We start from the raw sequence: 22,282 nt of genomic DNA on the forward strand, positions 1-22,282 counted from the left end.
CTAGCGGCTACTGATGGGTGGCGTGTAGCGCTTCGGTAAACATCACTTTGTTGCGGCCACTGTTTTTGGCTGCATAAAGCTGCTTATCGGCATCGCTAATAAGCTTGTCGATACGCTGGGTGACGGCGCCGCTCATGCCAATACTGCACGTGACATGGGTAGTCCCTTTAGGAAGCTCGATAGACTCATTTTCCACTACCTTTCTAAAGTCATCTAAGCGCTCACAAGCCTCCTCAAATGGTGTGTTAGGCAGGTAAATACAAAACTCTTCGCCGCCAAATCGCGAAATGATTTCGTCGGGAAAATAAAACTCAATGAGTGCAGCAACGGCTTTTAATACCGCATCTCCAGCATCATGCCCATGAGTATCGTTAATTGCCTTGAAGAAATCTAAATCAATGAGCGCCAGTGCATGGTTGTCGGACAGCTGCTGGTGCTGCATGGTAACGGTATAAAAGAAATGTCTTCTGTTTGGCAGGCCGGTTAAATAATCGGTATTTGCGGCGCGTCTTATTGCTTCAACGCTTTCAATGTATTCAACGTTTTGCATTACCCGGCATAAAAACTCTTCGTGACAATAGGGGATACGCAAAAAGTCGTTGGCTCCGCTTTTAATAAAGTGGGCAGACATAAGCATACCTTGACCGCCGGCAATGCCCATCACCGCTAATTGCTCTTTTGAAAACGCTTTGCGAAGACTGGCAACAAATACGGTACCGGACATATCAGGAAGCGTATTATCAGTAATAACGAGTCGAATGTGCTTGTGTGTCGATAGTGCGTTCATGGCCTCACTGGCGGTCAGACATTCATATACCACAAAGTTATGGCGCTCAAGTAACGATAAGGTGCGTGTTCGCTGCACTCTATTGGTACTGACTACCACTACGCCGGTAGATTTATTCTTTTCAAGTCGAGATATTAAGCGAATGAGATAGTCGTAATTCTGCGCGTTTTCTTTAGGGATGTAGTCGACCACATCCCTTTCAAGCACTTTGTCGCGAGTAAGGGTGTCTAAACTTTCTGTTGTTGCAATGGTGGGGACATAGGCGTCAATGGCAAAGTCGATAGCTTCGCCTTTTGGCGCGTCTGGCAATGAGTACGCTACGATGGCACATAAAAAGGTTTCTGGCGTGTTTTGCGCAAAGCGGGCTCTGCCCTCGGTTAACGAGGTGGCGCCCACAGGTGTGAGCCCTGCGCGCCTTACGAGCCTGGAAATGATCTCAAGGTTGTTGTCGCCATTTTCAATGACCAGCACATGTTGCTGCATATAGTCCAACTTGGATATAGGCTACCTTGCCGAATAATTGCTACGCTTTATCCAATTTTGCGTAGGCGAGAACTAACCACTTACTGCCAAACTCATCGAAGTTTACCTGCACGCGAGCGTGCTCGCCACTACCTTCATAATTTAGCACAATACCTTCACCAAATTTGCGGTGCACAACCCGTTCGCCAAGCTTAAAACCGGTTTCCTCAAACGACGCATGAGACGTCATCTGATTAAATCGATTGTGTACAGGACGCGAAATAGTGGACTTTAAGCGCACTTCTTCAATGCAGTCCTCCGGCATTTCACGAATAAAGCGCGACGCGGTGTGGTATTTATCTTGACCGTATAATCTACGATTTTCTGCATAAGTGATATACAACTTTTGCATAGCCCGCGTCATTCCAACATAGCAGAGACGACGTTCTTCTTCCATTCGACCAGGCTCGTCATTGGTCATTTGGCTGGGAAACATGCCTTCTTCAACACCTGCCAAAAACACCAAAGGAAACTCTAAGCCTTTCGCGGTGTGGATAGTCATCATTTGCACTGCATCTTGATCTTTATCGGCTTGGGTGTCGCCTGCCTCAAGCGACGCGTGAGCTAGAAAGGCCGCCAGTGGCGTCATTTCTTCTGCTTCATCGGGCACAATAAAGGTTTTGCATGCTGTAACCAGTTCTTCCAAGTTTTCTAAACGGGCTTGCGCTTTCTCGCCGCGTTCAGACTGGTACATGGCATAAAGCCCAGACTGGCGAATAGCTTTGTCTGCCTGTTGTTCTAAAGGATCGTCAGCGGTAGATTGCTCGAGCTCGGTAATAAGCAACACAAAGCTTTGAATAGCATTTAGAGCACGTCCCTTTAACGAGGCCTCGTTGATCAGCAGCTGGCTTGCTTGCCACATAGAACAGTTGTGGGTTCTGGCAGTGTCTCGAACTTGAGACAAGGTCTTCTCACCAATACCACGACTTGGTGTATTCACCACACGCTCAAAGGCAGCATCGTCGTGAGGGTGACTAACCATGCGCATATAGCCTAGCGCATCTCTTATTTCTTGGCGTTCGAAGAAGCGCAGGCCGCCATATATACGATAGGCCAGTCCTTCGTGAAGTAATGCTTCTTCCAGCACACGAGATTGGGCATTGTTTCGGTATAAAATGGCGGTATCGCTGAGGGCATTACCTCGGTTAAGCCAGTCTTTTATTTTCGACACAATAAAACGAGCTTCATCCAGCTCGTTAAAGCCGGCATACACCGAAATGGGCTCACCCTGACTATCTTCAGTCCAAAGCTCTTTACCTAAACGACCTGTGTTGTTGTCGATAACGGTATTGGCTGCTTTCAGTATGTTGCCCGTAGAGCGGTAGTTTTGCTCTAGGCGAATGGTTGCTGGTGATTCAAAGTCTTTTAGAAAGTGCTGAATGTTGTCTACATTCGCACCGCGCCAACCGTATATAGATTGGTCGTCATCGCCCACAATCATAATATTGTTATTATCGCCGCTGCTCAGCATGCGTAACCAAGCATATTGAATGTTGTTGGTATCTTGGAATTCATCAACTAACACCGCGCGAAAACGACGCTGGTAGTGGGCTAATACTTCAGGATTTTTCGCCCATAGCTCGTGAGCGCGTAGCAGGAGCTCTGCAAAGTCTACAAGGCCTGAGCGATCGCAGGCATCTTGATAAGCGGTATACACTTCGCGCATGGTTTTTTGAATAGGGTCGTCAAAGGTTTCAATATGCTGAGGGCGAAGTCCTTCGTCTTTGTTACCATTGATGTACCATTGAATTTGACGAGGTGGATAGTGCTTCTCGTCTAAATTCATGGCCTTTAAAATTCGACGAATTAGGCGATACTGATCGTCTGAATCAATGATTTGAAAATTCTCTGGCAGTCGTGCTTCAGCGTGGTGAGCGCGCAACAGGCGATGGGCTAACCCGTGGAACGTGCCAATCCACATGTTATGCAGGCTTTTGCCCATAAGCGACTCTATACGACCGCGCATCTCTTTAGCGGCTTTATTTGTGAACGTAACGGCTAAGATTGAGAAGGGCGCAATATTTTCGACTTCCATCAACCACGCTATGCGGTGAACAAGCACGCGGGTTTTGCCACTACCAGCGCCTGCTAATACCAGCGCGTTTGAGAGCGGTGCTGCTACAGCCTCACGTTGTTTGTCGTTAAGCTCGTCTAGCAGTCTGGATACATCCATAGTGTGGCACCTGTTATCTTATTTTATTCACAAATTAGAAGCGTAGCTATTATGCCAGCTGACTGTTAATTTATACAGTCTAGTTTTGGCTTCTTGTGTCTTGCAGTGGCGGAAAAAACCTAATGGAATAACTAATAATAAATTGTTTAGCTAAGTTGATCGAAATCCACCGCCAGCAGGTATCACTGTCATATTGCAATTCGTCAATCTCAGGTAAACTCATCGTTTACGCTTCGCTGTTCAATATCACTGCGTCTAAGATAAATACCAACGGGAAATGCTATGTCTGTTACCTCTACACCCATCGATTTTTGGTCTACTTTAAAACAAGAAGCAAAAGTTGTTGCAGATAATGAACCGTTATTATCAAGCTATGTTCATGCAAGTGTATTGGCGCACCATAATTTCGAATCGTGTTTGAGTTTTATTCTTTCCAATAAAATGGCTGACGACGTGATGCCAGCCCTCGCTATTCGGGAAGTCTTCGATCAGGCCTATTTACTAGAGCCAGGGATCAGTGAAGCGGCAACGGCGGATATTTTAGCCATTAAAGCGCGTGATGCCGCGGTAGGCGACTTCCTAACGCCGCTGCTTCATTTTAAAGGTTTTCACGCTGTTCAAGTACATCGTATGGCGCATTATTTGTGGATGCACGGTCGCCATCAGCTTGCTCTTTTTCTTCAAAGCCGCAATTCAGCTAGCTTTAGTGTGGATATTCATCCGGCTGCAAAAATTGGTAAAGGCGTAATGTTTGACCATGCTACAGGTATCGTTATTGGTGAGACTGCTGTAGTTGAAGATAACGTCTCCTTGCTACAAAGCGTTACGCTGGGCGGTACCGGCAACGAGTCTGGCGATCGTCACCCTAAAATTCGCCAAGGCGTTTTAGTGGGAGCCGGGGCTAAAATTCTGGGCAATATTGAAGTGGGCGAAGGGTCAAAAGTTGGTGCAGGAAGCGTGGTGCTAAACGACGTACCACCCCATGTCACCGTAGTTGGCGTACCGGCAAAAGTGGTGGGCCGCCCAGTGTGTCAACACCCTTGCGAGTCTATGCAGCAAAACGTGCTTGAGGATAATGTCTAAACAATTTGTTTAGACGTTCAAGTCGAGTTTTTAGCGTTTAAACTCAGCCCCCAGCCTTTAATTTCAGTCCCAAGCTTAAGCAGTTCGCTAAGTTTGCTGGACTGTACTCTTTTTTAAAGCATCCTATTTAAAGCTTCCTGCTTACAACTCCCAGCGCATAAAACCTTGCTTATAGCGCATCGTTTTAGAAAAAAACGTTAGGCTGCTATGCCTATTAACGACAAAAGTGAGCGAGTTCTGACAATGTGGATAGCGAGACATGTGGCAACACCGAAACAGGCTCGTTTCGCAGCGCCATTGGTCGATTGCAGGCAAACCAAGCTGCCTGAAATTGCGCATTTATCGCCCCAAGCACATCCTTAATAATGTTATCGCCCACATGTAATATGTTGCCGGCGGGAATATCTAATATTGCGGCTGCTTCATTGAACATATCCGGTGCCGGTTTCATTGGCCTAGTTGTACTGGCATGCAAAATAGTCTCAAAATAGGGCGTGATGCCTATTTTATCAGCGTCCACATTACCGTTGGTTATGCCAACAAGGGGCATATTATCACTCAGCAGTTTGAGTACGTTGTGCACCTCATCATCTAAGGTTAAATCACTTCTCGCATCGTAAAAGCAATTAAAGCATGCATCTACAGCGCTGTTTAACTCTGCGTCATCCGGTATTTCTACAGAAAGAGAGTGTGCATTTTTACCAGACAGGGCGGCGGTTAATATCACCTTGCGCAATTGCCCCATGTCAGAGGCTAAGCGACCATCTAGATTAACGGCAGCTTGCTTAAGTAAGTACCAGTCGCGAGGGCTAAGCGCGGCGGCGTTACTGTGATGGGCTTTTAAATGGGCGGCTAGGGCAGCTTCGGCTCGCCGAATAACGGGTTCGTTATTGTATAGGGTGTCATCGAGGTCAAAGGTCATGGCCTTTACTTCGTTAAGGGGTCGGTAAAACTGCATAAACTAGCTGGCCTTAATGTGTCGCGTTTAAATGTCGTGTTTACTTTTTATGCGCGCGAGGGTGGGCTGCATCATAAACATTAGCGAGATGTTGAAAGTCGAGGTGTGTATATACCTGCGTTGTCGACAAGTTGGCGTGCCCAAGTAATTCTTGAACCGCTCGTAAATCACCGCTCGATTCTAGTACGTGGGTTGCAAAGGAATGGCGCAATTTATGGGGGCTTACTTTTTGGGATATAGATTGCTCTTGGGCCATTCTATCAAGACGATTGGCAACTTGGCGGTTAGATATCCGCGTTTTTCGCTTGCTAACAAACACCGCGCTTTCATAAGGAGAGGCAAGAGCCGGCCTTACTTTTAACCAGGCGTTCAGGGCTTTTTGAGCGTGGCGACCTAAGGGCAAAATACGTTGCTTGCTACCTTTACCCGTTACTCTCACCGTGCCGTCTTTCAAACAATCGGCGAGATTAAGCCCGGTAAGCTCGTTTAATCGCAATCCGCAGCCGTACATCAATTCGAACATGGCGTTGTCGCGAAGCTGCATTCCCTCATCGTCATCACTTGACGGCCGAGCAGTAAGCAGCTGTTGCATTTCATCAACGCTTAACTGTTTAGGTAAGGGTTTTCCCTGCTTAGGCGCATGGATACCTTCTAAGGGGTTGCTGAACAGCTGTTTCTGCTCAATTAAATAGCGGCAGAAGGTGCGAAGCGCAGAAAGCCTAAGAGCGATGCTGCGAGCGCTGTGCCCCGACATTTTTGAGTCGGCCATAACCCGTTTAATATCGCTTGGGGTTAGCCCTGACCATTCAAATAGACCAAGCAGCTTTGCCACTTCAGTGAGTTGTCGTTGATAATTTTTTACGGTGTGAGCAGACAAGCCGCGCTCTACTTGAAGATGTAGCAAAAACTTATCAAGCCAGTGCTGACAGGCATCGCTTAAAATGGCCTCGTTAGAACCAGGCTGGGTGTTATCTGAGCTAGCGTAGTAATCGTCCGGCATGGGGGCTAATACCCCATCATCTCTGGCAATATAATGTTGAGTACTTGTTGAAGCTGTTGAAGTAGTAAGGTGTCCATCTCAGGCGTGAAATGGCTGGCATCGTTACTGCTTATTCCCAATATGCCGAGCTCGCGGTTGTCGCCTAGCAACATTAGTGCAACTGATTCGGCGCTGCTTTCACCAAACAACAGCTGTCTTTCGTGTTGAGAAAGTCGGCCGAAGAAGAAGTTAGATTCTTTAAAGCGCTTTTCTGTGAATAAACGCTGCTGCAGCTCAGGAATGGCGTGGGGGCCTTTAAAGCTTTTAATAACCGCAGAAGATAATTGAAGACGTTCTTGCAACACGTCTTCAAGCGTAAACTGCACTTCTGCAACACTTTCACAGCGAAGCAGTTGAACATTTAAGTCGGTGTAAACGCGGTATATTTTTTCATTTTGCTTAGCAATAGAAACTAACTGGTTAAGCTTGAAGTTAAGCTGACGTACTTTTTTTCTAAGCTGTTCACTTTGAATTTCTACCAGAGAAACACTTCCTTTTTGTTCATGGGGAAGGTTTATTTTCTCGAGAAGCTCGGGGTATTGCACAAAGAGCTCAGGGTTTTCTAACAAATAGTCACGCACCTGCGCTGGGGTTAGTGCAGAGGTGTCTGTAAAGGGCTCAATAATTTGAGTTGCGTTAGATTGCCCTAGTAATTCGCTCATATCGTTATCTGTCCGTCATATACGTGTTCAGCAGGTCCAGTCATTTTCATCACGCTATCTGGGCCTGGCCAGCGAATACGTAAACTGCCTCCGGGCAAATCTACCCGCACATCGGTTCCTAATTTACCTTGTATTTGACCAATTGCAACTGCCGCGCATGCGCCGCTACCACAGGCCAAGGTTTCACCTGAGCCACGTTCAAATACACGAAGTTTAATATGCGACTCGTTGATAACCTGCATAAAACCCACATTCACACCTTCAGGAAAACGCTCATGTCGCTCTACCAATGGGCCAATTTCATGTACGGCGGCGGTATCAACATCATCGACTTCCATTACACAATGGGGGTTGCCCATTGAGGCGGCGCCAATAAATAAGGTTTTTTCACCTACACGTAAAATGTAGGTGTTTTCTTGCTTATTTGCTTTTAAAGGAACAGATGCTGGCTCAAACATGGGCTTACCCATATTAACGGTAACCTGACCATCTTTTTCGAGATACAGCACCATTTTTCCGGCTTTGGTGCTTACCACAATTTTGTTGCGGTTAATAAGGCCATGCTGTTTTACAAAACGCGCAAAACAACGCGCGCCGTTACCACACTGCTCCACTTCCGAACCGTCTGCATTAAAAATGCGATAGTGGAAGTCTTGCTCTGGGTCATAAGGAGGCTCAACCATCAATAGTTGGTCGAAGCCAATACCGAAATTCCGGTCGGCCAGCTGTTTTATTTTATCTTTTGAGAAAAACACATTCTGGGTAACGTTATCGATCACCATGAAATCGTTACCCAAACCGTGCATTTTAGAAAATTGAACCTGCATTAACGGTGCATCTTTATCTTATAATTGTCTCTAGTTTACGGAAGTTTGTGCTCACCTTTCCAGAGATCTTTTTGAATTTCTCGCTCGCGCACCACAATGGCGGTATCGCCATCAGCCATAATTTCGGCTGGGCGACAGCGACTGTTGTAGTTTGAAGCCATTACAAAGCCGTAAGCGCCGGCACTGCGAACCGCTAATAAATCGGTGGGTTTTATGGATAAAATTCTGTCTTTTCCAATAAAATCGCCAGTTTCACATACCGGACCCACCACATCATAGGTACTTGGTGCAGCGTCGCTATTTTCGTCGACCGGAATAATATTTTGCCATGCTGAATAAAGTGCCGGGCGAAGCAAGTCGTTCATTGCAGCATCAACAATGGCGAAATTTTTCTCTTCACCTTGTTTAATAAACTCGACTTCTGTCACCAAAATACCTGCGTTTGCCGCAATAGCGCGGCCAGGTTCAAGAATTAGTTTTAACGACTCTCGACCTACCATTTTTTCAGCCATCGCTTCAGCATATTCTTTAGGGTGCGGAGGCAGTTCATCATTGTAAGTAACGCCTAAGCCGCCGCCTACATCTAAATGCTCAATAATGATATTGCGTTCGGCTAGTTCATCAATTAAGACCAGCAAGCGCTCTAACGCATCCACAAACGGGCCAATTTCGGTTAGCTGCGAGCCAATATGGCAGTCCATTCCTACTACGTTTAAGTGTGGCAGTGATGCTGCTAATTCATAGGTAGCGAGGGCATTTTCGCGGGCAATACCAAATTTATTGGCCTTTAGCCCTGTAGAAATATACGGATGGGTTTTCGCATCTACATCAGGATTTATGCGCAAAGAAATAGGCGCTTTTACACCTAGCTCGCCGGCCACTTCATTGATACGGTGCAGCTCGGGCTCTGATTCTACGTTAAAACACATGATGCCTTGTTGAAGCGCGTAGCGAATTTCATCGTGTTTTTTACCCACGCCTGAAAATACCACTTTGCTGGCATTGCCGCCGGCTTCAATCACTCTGGCTAGTTCACCTGCAGACACAATATCAAAGCCTGACCCTAGCTTTGCTAATACGCTAAGTACGCCAATGTTTGAATTGGCCTTTACCGCGTAGCAGATAAGATGAGGATGCTCGCCTATGGCGTCATTGAATGCATGCCAATGGCGCTCTAGCGTAGCCCGTGAATAAATATAAACGGGGGTTCCGTGTTGAGCGGCAATATCGGCAACAGCAACGTCTTCAGCGAAAAGCTGACCTTGCTTGTAGGCAAAGTAATCCACTAGTTAGAGTCTCCAAATTTGGTGATAGGTGCAATCATGGGCGTATTCATGAGGGGAGTTTTAGGCGCTGAGCCAGACACAAAATGAAATACTGTGTTTTGGCCGTTGGACGCTTGCTCACTCTTATTGTAAGAAGCATCAAAAGAAGCATCAAAAGAAGCATCAAAAGAAGCGTCAGAAGAAACGTCTGAAGGTGGAGGCGAGTTTTGCGTCGGTGCGTCGGGTATATACAACGCCCCTTTATAGCCACAACCGCTTAATGCGGTGAGGGTAAGCAGAAAAACAGCCAACTTATTAAGCACAGAAAAATCCCGCAGAGAATACGATAAATGCCGCTATCATCGCATTGCGGTATTAAATTGCAAGAGACAATAAACGTTCTCTCGTTTTATCTCCATAGTGGACGTTTTTCCAAAGGGTTTCACAAAGCGATTTTGTATCTGCGTAGTTGCCTTGTTTGATCCAATCAATGAGCAAATTTGCATTATCTGGGAAGGTGATTGGCTCAATATCTTCAGACGTCAGCCATTCTTCTAGTACATCGGTGTCTAGCTGAAATAAGGGTTGGCACAAGTTAAGGCTATCAAGCATAAACACATTCGATAACTGCTCAAACTGCCCGTGCAATGGCTTAATAAGTAACTTTTTGCCCAGTTGCAATGCTTCACTAGAAAGTTCAAACCCGCCGTTGGCCACTACCCCATTACAGTTTTGTAAGGCTTTGTGGAAATGCACTTTAGAGGTGGGATTCCACTGAATATGCCCCTGAGTGTGGGCTTGCTCTATATCTGGGTGAAAGCAAAGAAAGGTTTGGTCGGCCAGCGGCTCAAGCATATCCCTTATGTCATTAATATTTTCAAAGGGGAGATAAACCAATATATGGCTGTTTTTTGCATGCGCGATAGGCTTATCAACCACAAAGGGAGGAATAATAGGTTGGTTAAAGTGATACCAGTGAACCCCAATTTTCTGCTGGGTTGGCGCAAAGATTTTCATTAAAGCGGTATCAAATAGCGAGTTACCCCGCTTGGGCACATCATACGCAAAGGCCGCTTGGTGGCTGATAGATATGGAGGGTAACCCTTGGCGCTTAGCAGCCCAGGCGGTAACAGGCTCAAAGTCGTTAATGAGTAAGTCGTACTTACTTGCATCAAACTGCTTTACGTCGTGAATAAACTGCCTGACATTCGCTTGGCGTACCGTGTCCCACTTTTTGACTTTACCGTCTTTGTAGATAAAGCTTAATCCGCACAGTGTTCTGTAGTGACCGAACACATCCATATCAAAATATTTTTCCGGTGCTCGCCCGGTAAATACAAAGTCCACATCAATGTCAGTTCGCTCTGCAAATGCAGCGGCCATAATTCTCGCTCGAGCAATGTGCCCATTGCCTGTGCCCTGCACACCGTAAAGTATTTTCATATCACACCAATATAGGAGTACTGAGGAACGCGATGGCAATGCCGAGTAATGCCCCTGCAACAACATCAGAAGGATAATGTACGCCAAGCAACACTCGGGATAACCCAATGAGTGAAGCCCATCCGTAAACCACAACCGAAAAAGACGGGTAAAAATGAGCCACTATGCACGCCATTAGCCATGCCGCAGCCGTATGGCCTGAAGGCAGAGAAAACTTATCTGAAGGCGTAATATGGGCTTTAAAATTAGTCAGAAAATCGCAAGGTCGAGGACGTTTTAAGGTTTTCTTCAACAATAAATAAATGGGCAGCTCTAGTGCATATGCCATAAGGGCTGTGTAGAGGAAAATTTCACCGTGTTCAGGCTCAAATGCCCAAAGCAACATTCCCACAACGAGATAGAGGTAACCATCGCCGGTTTTTGATAACCAAATGATGGAACGACAGTCTCTTTTTTGCGTCAATTTATATAGGCGGTAAAATAAGTCAGTATCGTACTTGGTCAAGGATTTCATAATTATAACCTTGTCCTCTGTTGGTTACTTATCGCACACGTTAGTTAGGTTCTGTGACCAATAGGTGACAGTATGAAGAAACATTTTTGACAGCGGCCAGTTTTTTAGAAAAGCCATTTTTTACAAATGCCAATACGTCAAGTGAGTCTAGCGCCTCGTGTAACCACAGCCTTGCAAAGAGGCACTGGTGGCTTTTCGGTTTAGTCGTATTAGTGAAGGCTAAAAATTGTATCTACGTTCTGACTAAAAGCTGCAAGATCTGTGCTCAATCTTGTTGTTTTTTCCGATAATCGCAACACACAATGAATTTCAATCAAGTGATGAAAACAAGCGTTTTCAACGTGTAATTTAGTGCTATGCTAGTGAAATACAGTGCGTTGTGACTTTTCACACAAATTAACTAATGTAAGGCAGGGCCATGGAATACAACACTTCAGAATTATGCGACTTGTTTGCTGATAGCGTGGATGTCGTAGACCCAATTTTTGCGAGCTTTGGTGGGCGTTATTCATTTGGTGGTGAAATCACAACAATTAAGTGCTTTGAAGACCGTGGCCTTATCGACCGCGTTTTAGCCCAGCCTGGAGCAGGTAAAGTGCTGCTAATTGATGGTGGTGGTTCCGCTCGTCGTGCACTGTTTGACGCTACATCGGCACAAATAGCGATAGATAACGATTGGGAAGGCGTGGTGTGCTATGGCAGCGTAAGAGAAATAGACAGCCTTGCTGAATTAGATATTGGCGTGCTGGCGGTGGCTGCTATTCCAGTGAATGCCGACGCTGAAAGCGTGGGCGATGTAGATATCCCCGTTAATTTTGGTGGTGTAACTTTCCTACCAGAAGATCACCTTTACGCTGATAGCACTGGAGTTATCTTGTCACCAGAGCCGCTAGACGTAGATTAAAGCGTAAGCTCAAAGTGAATTCAAAAGCGAACTAAAAAAGTGAATTGAGTACAAAATAAAAAACGGAGGCCTAGGCCTCCGTTTTTATTTTGTATTGGTTCAGCTTATTCGATAGGGGCATCACGCCCTCGCGCTACTGATTATGTGTTTGCGTCTTCAAATACAGCGTTTAAGTACATGGCAATGCGTATTCCCGCCATTTGCAGACGACGTTTAGCCGTTGGCAGGTGATTGTATAAGTAGTCGTAACTCATTTTATTGGCATCAATAGGATAAATAGTGTCGCGAATACTAACGCTCTCTTCAATCCATACGTAGGGATCGGTTGTTGCCCAGTTGCGAATATCCTCTGCGGTAATTTGCTCGGTTAACCATGATGTCCACTCGGTGTAAGACAGCGCGCGCTGATCTAACATTTGTGAGTCCCACACGCGGTGCAGGTTAGAGTCTTGCCAGAAAAAGCGGACCTTTACATCGTTGCCACCGCGATCGGTGCCGTTGCCAGCATGAAGCGGCTGATGCAGGTCGCCAATAATGTGTACGATAAAACGAAGAGCCAGTCGTTTTTCATCATCACTCGCCGTTTCGCTTTTCAAGGTTTTAGTAAAATCGCTAAGTGCACTAAACGCGTCGCCTTGCTCTGGTGCACCTACTTCAACATAGCGTTTACCTTCAGGCACTGTCACATAGTGCCAAGGGTTAGCGGTTTTTTGCCAAAACTCACTGGGGTTTGAGCGCATTTCATCGGCATGGGTTGAGGCTTCGGCAAGGGAGCCATGGGGTAGTAAATCCATGAGTGCCGCTTGCGACAGCGGGCTTAAATACTGCTCGGCAATAGCGCCCGTTACTCGGTGACCCGTTTGACCCCAACCAAAAGCGGGTGAAGCAATGCACATTGTTATCAGTGTGCTTAATGCCACTGCGCAAGTCCTATTTGCAAATGCAAACATAGTTATTCCTCTGAATGTTTTGACGATTGGTAGCCCCACCGAGCAACCAATGATTGTTCTATACCTAAGTGGTCTAAAATTCGAGCCACGACAAAGTCTACCAGATCATCAATCGTTTTAGGATTGTGATAGAAACCGGGGGCTGCTGGCATAATTGTGGCACCCATTTGTGACAGTTTTAACATATTTTCTAGGTGAATGGAGGAAAGCGGCATTTCACGGGGGACTAAAATAAGTTGGCCTCGCTCTTTGAGTACTACGTCGGCTGCCCGCTCAATAAGATTATCACTCGCCCCAATGGATATAGCCGATAAGGTGCCGGTAGAGCAAGGGCACACAACCATTTTAGCCGGCGCCGCCGAGCCCGAGGCAACCGGAGAAAACCACTCTTCTTTCCCGAATACCTTAATTTGGCCAGGTTTACCGCCGCAGTGCTCGGTAAAAAATGCCGCTGCATCTTCAGGGCGCGAAGGAATTTTTACATTTTCTTCGGTAGCGAACACCACTTTAGCCGCAGATGAGATAAGCACGTAAACTTGGTAGTCGGCGCTAACGAGTGATTGCAGCAATGTAAGTGCATACGGTGCGCCAGACGCGCCGGTAATAGCAAGAGTGACTTGCTTGTCATGTTTCATGTGTTGGCCCTGTTATATTTTTTTACTAAGCGCATCTAATAAACGCCCGTGAATACCGTCGAAACCACCATTGCTCATAATGAGAATATGATCGCCTGGCAGTGCTACGTTAGCTAGGAGTTGAACGATCGGTTCTACCTCATTAAAACACTGTGAGGAAACGGGGCTTTGGGCCGCAGCTTCACTTAACGACCATCCCATTTCTTTGGGTTCGTATAAGTATACCTCGTCGGCTTGCTGCCACGAATTTGCTAGCGTGTCTTTGTGAATGCCCATTTTCATCGTGTTAGAGCGGGGTTCTAATACGGCATGAATTCGCGCATTGCCTACTTTATTGCGAAGCCCTTCAAGGGTGGTTGCTATGGCGGTAGGGTGGTGAGCAAAGTCATCGTATACCGTGATGTTATTCACCACGCCCTTAACCTCCATTCTACGTTTTACATTTTTAAAATGGGCGAGGGCTGCAATTGCATCAGGTAGCGTTACGCCAGCATGGTGAGCAGCGGCAATTGCCATAAGGCCATTGTCCACATTGTGCTGACCGAGAAGCGACCATGTTACGGTACCTTTGGTGTCACCATTATGGATAACATCAAATTGACTGCCGTCTTTATTTAGCAATTTACTCGACCATTCTTTACCTAAACACTGGCGAGACGACCAACAGCCTTGCGCTAAGGTTTCTTCAATAGCAGGGACGTCACTCGGTGAGAGAATTAAACCATTTTCTGGCACCATTCTAATTAAGTGATGAAATTGAGTTTGTATGGCGGCCAAGTTAGGAAAGATATCTGCGTGATCAAACTCTAAATTATTAATGACCAGTGTTTTTGGGCGGTAATGTACAAATTTAGAACGTTTGTCGAAAAACGCGCTGTCGTATTCATCGGCTTCAATGACAAAGAATGGCCCATCGCCAATGCGTGCTGAGACGCCAAAGTTTTCAGGAACGCCACCAATAAGGTAGCCAGGGTTTAGCCCCGTATAGTCTAATATCCATGCCACCATACTGCTGGTGGTTGTTTTACCATGGGTGCCCGATAAGCCAATAACCCATCTATCTTTTAGCAAGTTATCTAACAGCCACTGCGGCCCGCTGGTATAGGCTAGGTTGCGGCTTAGCACATACTCTACGGCCGGGTTGCCGCGAGACAAGGCGTTGCCAATAATAACGATATCTGGCGTTGGCGAAAACTGACTTTCGTCAAACCCTTCGGTGAGTTCTATTCCCAAAGCCTCTAACTGGGTGCTCATGGGTGGATAAACATTGCTATCAGACCCTGTCACTTTGTGTCCAAGTGACTTAGCGATGGCTGCAATGCCGCCCATAAAACTTCCGCAGATACCCAAAATATGTACGTGCATAGCGCATTCTCATTCTTGTCATTTATGGGGTGTACTGTATCAGAACCTTAAAAGATTTGGATAATTCAACGTGAGAAAAACTCAGCTTAAGCGCTTTGATTAGCCACCGCTATCTCACGTTTACAGTCAACGTTGACCTTATTTACTGAACGCTCAGGTTGATAACGCTAAAACTGGTATGGTGTGTGAATGTTACTCTGATGGTATATAACCCTGTATGTCTGTTCTATTTCTAGGCGAACATGGTTACAATTGATGTGCGGCACATTGCTAACGCGCCGCCTGTCGACACACTTGCAAAGGATTAACTGGCAAAGCAACGAGCGATAAGCCAGTGCGAAAACTGTGCGTCTTGTGACACCACACCCTACACTCGAAAAAAAGGCTTTTAATAAATGAAACGTTTAAACTCTCAATTGCAACAAGACGGTGCACCGCTTGAGCTAATATTGCTCATTCGTACGCTGCTAGCTGGTTGCAAAGAAATTTCTTTCCGTGTCAGTCAGGGCGCCCTTGCTGGCGTACTGGGTTCAACGCTCTCTGAAAACGTGCAGGGCGAGACGCAAAAGAAGCTCGATGTTATTTCTAATCATATTTTAAAAGATACGCTGAGAGAGTCGGGTTACGTTAAAGCGATTTCATCAGAAGAAGAAGACGATGTTGTTCCCTGCAATCCTGAGGGCAAATACTTAGTGAGTTTCGATCCGCTAGACGGCTCTTCAAATACTGAAATTAACAGCTTGATTGGTACCATTTTCTCTATTACTCATGCGCCTCAGTGGATGGAGCCTGATGACCCTTCGGCTTTTCTTCAGCCAGGTACACAGATGGTTGCAGCAGGTTACGTACTTTATGGTCCGTCAACTATGCTTGCACTCACTACAGGCCGTGGAACGCACATATACACGCTAGATAAAACCCACGGTGGCTTTCTGTTAACGCACCCTAATATTGAAGTACCGGCGCAAACCTCTGAGTTTTCCATTAACGCGTCTAACCAGCGTCATTGGGAACCTTCAATGCAGGCTTACATTGCCGACTTACTTGCTGGGAAAGAGGGGCCTCGCGAGAAAAACTACAATATGCGCTGGGTAGCTGCCATGGTTGGCGATATTCATCGTCTATTATGTCGTGGCGGTATTTTTATGTACCCGTTTGATAATCGCGACCCGTCAAAGCCAGGAAAACTGCGTTTGTTATATGAAGCAAACCCAATGGCGTTTTTGATGGAACAAGCGGGTGGTAAAGCAGAAACAGGTGAAGGCCGCATACTTGAAGTGATGCCAGAAGAGATTCACCAACGTGTACCTTGCATTATCGGCTCAAGTGAAGAAGTCGATATGTGCGTGAGTTACGCCAAAAAAGCCTAACTAATCACAAAATAGTCATTATAAGGCGGCAAAATTCAATAGTTTGATGCGACATCAGTCTTAAACCATTTTTATTTTGCCGCTGTCACCGTATACTTACGGGCAAAATTTCTAACCTATTATTGTAAGGACAATCGAATGAGCTTGAATGCTGTTCCTGCGGGCAAGAATTTGCCTGATGAAGTGAATGTAATTATCGAAATCCCAGCACACGCTGACCCAGTTAAATATGAAGTAGATAAAGATACTGGTGCGTTGTATGTAGACCGCTTTATGGCGACATGCATGCATTACCCAACTAACTACGGTTACGTTAACAACACCTTGTCTGAAGACGGCGACCCGGTTGATGTATTAGTAATGACGCCTTTCCCACTACTTGCGGGTTCAGTGATTAAGTGTCGTCCTGTTGGCGTATTGAACATGACTGATGAGTCGGGCAAAGACGCTAAAGTTCTTGCTGTACCGGTAGACAAGCTATCTACTATTTACCGCGATGTTAAAGAATTGGCCGACGTACCTGCGTTGCTTCTTAAGCAAATTGAGCACTTCTTTGAGCACTACAAAGATTTAGAGCCTGGTAAATGGGTGAAAATTGAAGGTTGGGACGATGCTGCAGCTGCTAAAGCTGAGATTGTCTCAAGTGTTGAGCGTTTCAAAGCAGAATAATTCACCTTAGGTGAATGTAATGCTACAACGGGCTGGTTACGACCAGCCCGTTTTTGTTTATAAGAGAGGATTATGGCTACTGCAAAAGTAACATCATTATTTGCGTTAGTATCCTGCTTGATGCTTTTCGCTGTTTCAGCGCAAGCTCAAGAGGCGCCGGTAGAAGTGTATTGGGAAGACTTAGTTCCTCCTGGCTTCAACGAACTAGCGCCACCAGCGGTGCAGCACAACGGTGAGATGAGCCAAATACAGCCCGACGCGCCTGTGGTAAATACCTATGATGGTAAACGGGTTAAAATTCCGGGCTTTGTGGTTCCTCTTGAAGGCACGGCCGAACTCACCACTGAGTTTTTATTAGTGCCGTTTTTTGGCGCTTGTATCCACGTTCCGCCACCACCCTCTAATCAAATTGTGTATGTTAAATTTGAAGAAGGCATTGCTATCGACAATATTTACGATGCAATTTGGGTGACGGGTGAGCTGTCTACAGATGGTTGGAAGGGCGATATTGCTTCGGTGGGCTATCGTTTGAAAGGCGAGGCCGTCGAAGGGTTTTAACCCTTCGATATTGCCCAGCTTTTGCGATAGAACAAAAGCCGCGCTTAATAGCCTCGCATCAGAACCCTCACCTAGAGGCAGGGCCTTAGCCACATTACCCTTGGGTGTAAATTTGCTCTGCTCGGTTAAACAAAAGCCACGAGGTGAGAATATATTTGTCATTACTCTTAGGTATTTGCCCGCGATGAGTGTGGGTAAAATACGCTGGAGCAATAACCATTCTTCCGGCTTTTGGCTTTACTGAACGGTCTTGATAGTAGAACTCAGTTTCGCCGCCCTCATCCACGTCATTGAGATAATACATAAACAGCAATACTCGGTGTAGTGCATCGTTATGTTGAAGCTGTGGATACACTTCTGAGTGCCAGTAGGGGTAACCCCCGTTGCCCGCGGTATAACGCTGAGCATTCACATCGCCCACCCGAAATAAGTAGTTCACTAAGTTTGCTAAGTTTGGCTTGCCTACTTCTTCAAAATTTTCCCCAGTAAGCTTTACGGGTTCGCCGGTTTTCGGGTGTTTTACAGTAAGCCCAATGGGTCCTACGAGTGCGTAATAGTATTTCTCAATATACGCCACCAACTGTTGCCCCGTGTGCTGCATGACCTGCTTGAATAAATCTTGGAACTCATCGTTACGGCTAATCGACACATCAGTGCTGCGTTTTTTATCTAAATCAACGCCGCCACCAGTGCGACCTTGACTCAAGTTAGGACTGTTTTCAAAGCGGTCCATAAGCTGAGTACACAACTCTGGTGGCAATACATCATCAATTACTTCTATTAAATCGCTCATGGTAATTCCTTAACCCCGTGCCTTACTTATCTGAAATGTCTTTGAAGTGAGAATGAAGGGCGGACTTTACTTCATCAGGAATAGGCGCTGAGCGCTGGGTTTTGTAATCAAAATGCACCATTGTAGTCACACCCGTTGAGCACAGCTTGTCGTCTTGCCACAGCTCCTGAAACACATCGAATGCACTGTTGCCCAATCGGCTTATAAAGGTTTTTACGGTTACTTGTTTGCCATAGAAAATCTGCGCCAAAAAGTTCACTTTGTAGCTGGCCAAAATCAGCGGCCAATTTTGTAAATCTAACTCGGGGGTAAACATACGAAAAATGGGCTCACGAGCGGCTTCAAACCATGCCACTAAAGCCGTATTACTCACATGCTGCAGCGCATCAGTTTCACAAAAACGCACATCGAAAGACGTGACTAACGGAGTTTCATTGGTCATAGAGTACAGAGCTTATATTTTGTTTTTCACAACTCTAGCATTAAGTAGTGTTGTTTTCAGTAATGCTAGTTCTATTAGATACTGGAAGGTCAGAATTGTCGTATTTTTGCAATTGACAAATGTCGTATTTTTGCGCATTATTTAACCTGTTCTCAAAGGAGTAAACTGTGACCATTCAAAGCAAAATAGGAACGAGAGTGAAGCGCTCAAAGCGTTCTGTTTTTTTGCGCTCAGATTTTAAAGATATTGCCGATTATGACCAGGTGGGCAGGGGGTTACGAGGCCTTGTTCACGAGGGAATTCTAATGAAAATCGGTTATGGACTTTACGTGCGAGCTAGGATGAATCGAGTTACTGGAAAAATGATGCCAGACAATGTAGCAGGCGCAGACGGTGTGGTGATTGAAGCGATGGAAAAATTAGGTATAGATTATCAATTTGACGATCTTTCAACGCAAAACATGTCTAACGACAGCACGCAAATTCCCGCTAAAGTAAAAATAATACCAAAGAGCTCACGTTTTACGCGAAAAATTGCTGTAGGGACACAGCTTGTCAACACCGATTGATACTTCCCTTTTTATTGACGTAGCTGACGCTATAGGGCTCGGTAATCCCGCTATCGTTGAAAAAGACTATTATGTCGTTCAACTATTAAAGTTGATATCAAGACTTGAATTAGAACATCACAAGATTGTATTTACTGGCGGTACTGCATTAGCCAAGTCGGCAATTAAAACTTACCGTATGTCGGAAGATATTGATCTCAAGCTAGTCCCAACATTGTGTTTTCAAAATCTAACTTCACGAAGCGCGAGACGAAGAGTCCGAAAAGCAGTAAAGCATCAAATAGAATTGTTAATCGCAGAGTGCGATACCTTTTTACTAGAAGGGCAAGCAGTTGTGAAAGATGAATACAGCTACTTTAGCTTCGGTATTCGCTACCCCCAAGCCCACCAGAAAGCGCCTTGCCTTCGCCCTTTTATTAAATTAGAACTTATTGAGTCAGAGCTGTTAATTGAACCTCAAAATAGGAGTGTTCAATCAATTTATGCTGAAGTTCTTAAATCAGGGATCGAACTGGAAACCATAGCATGTGCGGATATCCTCGAAACACAAGCAGAAAAAATGCTGTCCATGATGAGGCGAACAGCTAGTGCTGCAAAGAGTAACGATAGCGTTGATGACGAAACTCTAATTAGACATATTTACGATATATATCAAATTCAAAATGCGCAGCCGGCCCGTATAGGTTTGCTTGGCAAATTAGTAGCAAAAGCTATCAGCATTGATAACAAGCGCTATGGCAGACAATATCCTCAAATGTTGGAATCACCGATTGAGGAACTACGTTTCGGGTTAATGCTTCTAGCTGATACCAAGAAATTTGAGGAGAGGTATAACAATTATATAGGGCCTATGGTCTACGCAGAGCGACCGGTTAAATGGAGTAAAGCTATAGCTGTATTTACTACGCTGGCCAGTGCAGTGTTGGACTTAATTGAGAAAGATTTTAAGCCTGATGATGTCCCAAAGTAATAGAAGCTATTAGCTAACAAACTTCTTATTTAAAGGAGTACCATCAAACTTAGCCAAGAACAGAGCTAAAGTATTTTTTTAAATTATAAATAAATGTTCGCTAATTCACTTGCGGTAAAATAGAAAACCCCGAAAGTAAGAATAGTAAAAAAACTTGCAACTTTTTTATAACAGTTCGATATCTTTTAAGCTACTGTTTTTGTTTTTGTTTTTGTTTTTGTTTTTGTTTTTGTTGACAGCTGGCAATTGGGAGAAGAGGCCATGCGCCGGCTACTTTGAGTTTTTTGTTCGTTATGCTAAGTTGGATTTTGCAGGTTAGGAACGCCAAAAAACGATAATAAAGGAAGACAGCATGGAATCGGCAATTAAATCACACAGCAAAATGAATATCCGCTTTCTGAATGACCACTTCACCGTCATTAATCTATATATTCCTATTGATAGACGTTTTCACCTAACAGTATCACCGGCGACAGTCGAAATATAAGAGTTGCCCACTAGTCCCTATCTTCATAATTCGATAGGGCATATTACTATAAAGCTAGGGGATATCTGTCAATGCAGGCTCACATCAAAACTAAACAGAGTTTACAAAAACCTTATTTGATATTGGTTTTCTTCGTTTTTTTACTCATTGCTGTGTTTATTGTTAGCTTTTATCAAAGCTCAAAATCGCAAACACGCTTCGAAACTTATGAAGTGAGGTTATCTCCATCATCTTCCCTTTTGCGCGGAATAGGTAAAATTGTCTCGACTAATACTCAAGTAGTTGCCGCTAATGAAGATGGTTATGTTTCTGATATTTATGTCCATCAAGGACAAAGAGTGAAAAAAGGCGATAAGCTATTTTCCCTGACAAACCCACTTCTTATCAGAGAATATCGGGAGATTGAATCTCAGGCTCTAGAAACACGGGCAAACGTTGCCTTTAGAATTAGCCAATTGAAAATGGAAGAGTATAAGTTGCAATCTGATGTCTCTGCAGCGGACTCAATGTTGAAAAAGCAACAATTAGAATATGACGCTAATAGAACTCTTCACGAGGCAGGAATAGTTTCAAATATAAGGTATAAACAGCAGGAACTGACGCTAGCTCAAGCAAGGCTAAGTTTAGCAAGTGCCCGCAAGCAGCTGGAAATGTTTACCGAGAATAAGGCAGAGCAAGTTGCTGCACTTAACTTACAAAATGACGCGGCTTCTGAAAAGGTTGCTTACTTTAAAGAAAGAATAAATGAGTTAACTGTAAAAGCGGCAATATCAGGTCTTGTTAAAGATTTAAAGCTGAGTTCAGGGCAAGCAGTAAATATTGGGCAATCGTTAGCGTCAATTGTCGACGATGCATCTCTAGTCGCAGAAGTGAGAATTCCTCAGTACTTATCTCACAAAATTAGTCTAAATAATGTTGCAAAGGTCATTAGTCCAGCGGGCAGGCAGGAGGGTAAAGTAGCTTTTATTGACTCAATAGTAAGGGAAGGTGCTGTTCAGGTAATCATTGATTTCAAGACCAAGACTAATGAGCAGTTTACGGTTGAGCAATCTATCGAGGCGGAGATTACATCATCTGACGTTGAAATGGTTGCTTCGGTCAGCAAACCGCCTAATTACAATGAACAAAAAAAGTGGACTGTTTTCAAAATTTTTGATGGTGAAATGGTAGCGACGGACGTACGAGTATCCCATGCTAGCAGCGATTCGCTCTTTCTATCTGGAAATTTAAAAGAAGGTGAAAATATAGCGCTTGTTCAAAATTCCTCGGGAATTGAAAACTAGCCGCTTGGTAGTAG

24 protein-coding genes are annotated in these 22,282 nt (G+C 45.0%); 9 read left to right on the forward strand and 15 right to left on the reverse strand.

The genetic code is table 11. The features are described from left to right. Positions 1–7: 7 nt before the first annotated feature. Together AC27HD_RS11205 and uvrD are read right to left on the reverse strand one after the other, a co-directional pair. Positions 8–1,270 (reverse strand): GGDEF domain-containing response regulator, encoded by a 1,263-nt coding sequence (locus tag AC27HD_RS11205; protein WP_487105871.1) that lies wholly within the window; start codon positions 1,268–1,270, stop codon positions 8–10. Between the two features lie 40 nt (positions 1,271–1,310). Continuing rightward, the gene (gene uvrD / locus AC27HD_RS11210; protein ID WP_487105873.1) at positions 1,311–3,482 is read right to left on the reverse strand and encodes a DNA helicase II; all 2,172 of its coding nucleotides are present in this window, start codon (positions 3,480–3,482) and stop codon (positions 1,311–1,313) included. Between the two features lie 282 nt (positions 3,483–3,764). Here uvrD and cysE point away from each other — a divergent pair, with 282 nt between their 5' ends. Further along, complete coding sequence (gene cysE / locus AC27HD_RS11215; protein ID WP_032094643.1) at positions 3,765–4,565, forward strand: serine O-acetyltransferase; 801 nt, start codon at positions 3,765–3,767, stop codon at positions 4,563–4,565. A 214-nt stretch (positions 4,566–4,779) separates the two neighbouring features. On the opposite strand, the gene AC27HD_RS11220 is transcribed toward cysE, so the two are convergent. From AC27HD_RS11220 to AC27HD_RS11255, 8 genes are read right to left on the reverse strand one after another with little or no spacing between them, the layout of a single operon-like run. Then, the gene (locus tag AC27HD_RS11220; protein ID WP_032094642.1) at positions 4,780–5,523 is read right to left on the reverse strand and encodes an HAD-IA family hydrolase; all 744 of its coding nucleotides are present in this window, start codon (positions 5,521–5,523) and stop codon (positions 4,780–4,782) included. A gap of 40 nt (positions 5,524–5,563) precedes the next feature. Further along, complete coding sequence (xerC, locus tag AC27HD_RS11225; protein WP_052010029.1) at positions 5,564–6,523, reverse strand: tyrosine recombinase XerC; 960 nt, start codon at positions 6,521–6,523, stop codon at positions 5,564–5,566. A gap of 5 nt (positions 6,524–6,528) precedes the next feature. After that, positions 6,529–7,224, reverse strand: coding sequence for a DUF484 family protein (locus AC27HD_RS11230; protein WP_032094641.1), 696 nt, complete (start codon positions 7,222–7,224; stop codon positions 6,529–6,531). Beyond that, a complete protein-coding gene (dapF, locus tag AC27HD_RS11235; RefSeq protein WP_032094640.1) occupies positions 7,221–8,051 on the reverse strand; it encodes a diaminopimelate epimerase in 831 nt (276 codons plus the stop codon). Before dapF ends, AC27HD_RS11230 begins: the two co-directional genes overlap by 4 nt. Positions 8,052–8,086: 35 nt before the next feature. Beyond that, complete coding sequence (lysA, locus tag AC27HD_RS11240; RefSeq protein ID WP_032094639.1) at positions 8,087–9,337, reverse strand: diaminopimelate decarboxylase; 1,251 nt, start codon at positions 9,335–9,337, stop codon at positions 8,087–8,089. Then, on the reverse strand, positions 9,337–9,639 hold the full coding sequence (gene lptM / locus AC27HD_RS11245; RefSeq protein WP_487105877.1) for an LPS translocon maturation chaperone LptM: 303 nt from the start codon (positions 9,637–9,639) through the stop codon (positions 9,337–9,339). The genes lysA and lptM overlap by 1 nt, the downstream gene beginning before the upstream one ends. Before the next feature lie 52 nt (positions 9,640–9,691). After that, positions 9,692–10,759, reverse strand: a complete 1,068-nt coding sequence (locus AC27HD_RS11250; RefSeq protein WP_487105879.1) for an MJ1255/VC2487 family glycosyltransferase — start codon at positions 10,757–10,759, stop codon at positions 9,692–9,694. Between the two features lies 1 nt (position 10,760). Continuing rightward, the gene (locus AC27HD_RS11255) at positions 10,761–11,273 is read right to left on the reverse strand and encodes a phosphatase PAP2 family protein (protein WP_032094637.1); all 513 of its coding nucleotides are present in this window, start codon (positions 11,271–11,273) and stop codon (positions 10,761–10,763) included. Positions 11,274–11,691: 418 nt separating this feature from the next. Between AC27HD_RS11255 and rraA the strand changes: the two genes are divergently transcribed. Beyond that, entirely contained in the window at positions 11,692–12,177 is a 486-nt protein-coding gene (gene rraA / locus AC27HD_RS11260) for a ribonuclease E activity regulator RraA (protein WP_032094636.1), read from the forward strand. A gap of 140 nt (positions 12,178–12,317) precedes the next feature. On the opposite strand, the gene AC27HD_RS11265 is transcribed toward rraA, so the two are convergent. Genes AC27HD_RS11265 through mpl form a run of 3 tightly spaced genes read right to left on the reverse strand, consistent with a single transcriptional unit; the run spans position 12,318 to position 15,127 of the window. Beyond that, positions 12,318–13,127, reverse strand: a complete 810-nt coding sequence (locus AC27HD_RS11265; protein ID WP_487105882.1) for a S1/P1 nuclease — start codon at positions 13,125–13,127, stop codon at positions 12,318–12,320. A gap of 2 nt (positions 13,128–13,129) precedes the next feature. After that, complete coding sequence (locus AC27HD_RS11270; protein ID WP_032097062.1) at positions 13,130–13,762, reverse strand: flavin prenyltransferase UbiX; 633 nt, start codon at positions 13,760–13,762, stop codon at positions 13,130–13,132. Between the two features lie 12 nt (positions 13,763–13,774). Next, positions 13,775–15,127: a UDP-N-acetylmuramate:L-alanyl-gamma-D-glutamyl-meso-diaminopimelate ligase gene (mpl, locus tag AC27HD_RS11275; protein WP_487105884.1), complete on the reverse strand. Its 1,353-nt coding sequence runs from the start codon at positions 15,125–15,127 to the stop codon at positions 13,775–13,777. Positions 15,128–15,522: 395 nt separating this feature from the next. Between mpl and AC27HD_RS11280 the strand changes: the two genes are divergently transcribed. The 3 genes from AC27HD_RS11280 to AC27HD_RS11290 all read left to right on the forward strand — a co-directional run bounded on the left by AC27HD_RS11280 (position 15,523) and on the right by AC27HD_RS11290 (position 17,724). Beyond that, complete coding sequence (locus AC27HD_RS11280) at positions 15,523–16,497, forward strand: class 1 fructose-bisphosphatase (protein WP_487105886.1); 975 nt, start codon at positions 15,523–15,525, stop codon at positions 16,495–16,497. 138 nt (positions 16,498–16,635) lie between these two features. Next, the gene (gene ppa / locus AC27HD_RS11285; RefSeq protein WP_032097065.1) at positions 16,636–17,166 is read left to right on the forward strand and encodes an inorganic diphosphatase; all 531 of its coding nucleotides are present in this window, start codon (positions 16,636–16,638) and stop codon (positions 17,164–17,166) included. 72 nt (positions 17,167–17,238) lie between these two features. Continuing rightward, positions 17,239–17,724 carry a DUF3299 domain-containing protein gene (locus tag AC27HD_RS11290; protein WP_032097066.1) on the forward strand — a complete coding sequence of 162 codons (486 nt, stop codon included), beginning with the start codon at positions 17,239–17,241 and terminating at the stop codon, positions 17,722–17,724. Positions 17,725–17,818: 94 nt separating this feature from the next. Here the strand turns inward: AC27HD_RS11290 and AC27HD_RS11295 are convergent, their stop codons facing one another. Continuing rightward, a complete protein-coding gene (locus tag AC27HD_RS11295; RefSeq protein ID WP_032097067.1) occupies positions 17,819–18,517 on the reverse strand; it encodes a 2OG-Fe(II) oxygenase family protein in 699 nt (232 codons plus the stop codon). 22 nt (positions 18,518–18,539) lie between these two features. Beyond that, positions 18,540–18,959 (reverse strand): acyl-CoA thioesterase, encoded by a 420-nt coding sequence (locus AC27HD_RS11300; RefSeq protein WP_487105889.1) that lies wholly within the window; start codon positions 18,957–18,959, stop codon positions 18,540–18,542. A gap of 167 nt (positions 18,960–19,126) precedes the next feature. Between AC27HD_RS11300 and AC27HD_RS11305 the strand changes: the two genes are divergently transcribed. The 4 genes from AC27HD_RS11305 (at position 19,127) to AC27HD_RS11320 (ending at position 22,268) form a co-directional block, all read left to right on the forward strand. Beyond that, entirely contained in the window at positions 19,127–19,528 is a 402-nt protein-coding gene (locus tag AC27HD_RS11305; RefSeq protein ID WP_487105891.1) for a DUF6088 family protein, read from the forward strand. Continuing rightward, complete coding sequence (locus AC27HD_RS11310) at positions 19,512–20,498, forward strand: nucleotidyl transferase AbiEii/AbiGii toxin family protein (protein ID WP_487105893.1); 987 nt, start codon at positions 19,512–19,514, stop codon at positions 20,496–20,498. The genes AC27HD_RS11305 and AC27HD_RS11310 overlap by 17 nt, the downstream gene beginning before the upstream one ends. Positions 20,499–20,850: 352 nt before the next feature. Next, complete coding sequence (locus tag AC27HD_RS11315; protein ID WP_487105895.1) at positions 20,851–20,985, forward strand: hypothetical protein; 135 nt, start codon at positions 20,851–20,853, stop codon at positions 20,983–20,985. Positions 20,986–21,056: 71 nt separating this feature from the next. Next, a complete protein-coding gene (locus AC27HD_RS11320) occupies positions 21,057–22,268 on the forward strand; it encodes an HlyD family secretion protein (protein WP_487105897.1) in 1,212 nt (403 codons plus the stop codon). Positions 22,269–22,282: the final 14 nt, after the last annotated feature.

This window comes from Alteromonas sp. 4NS20-0143 (assembly GCF_057542855.1).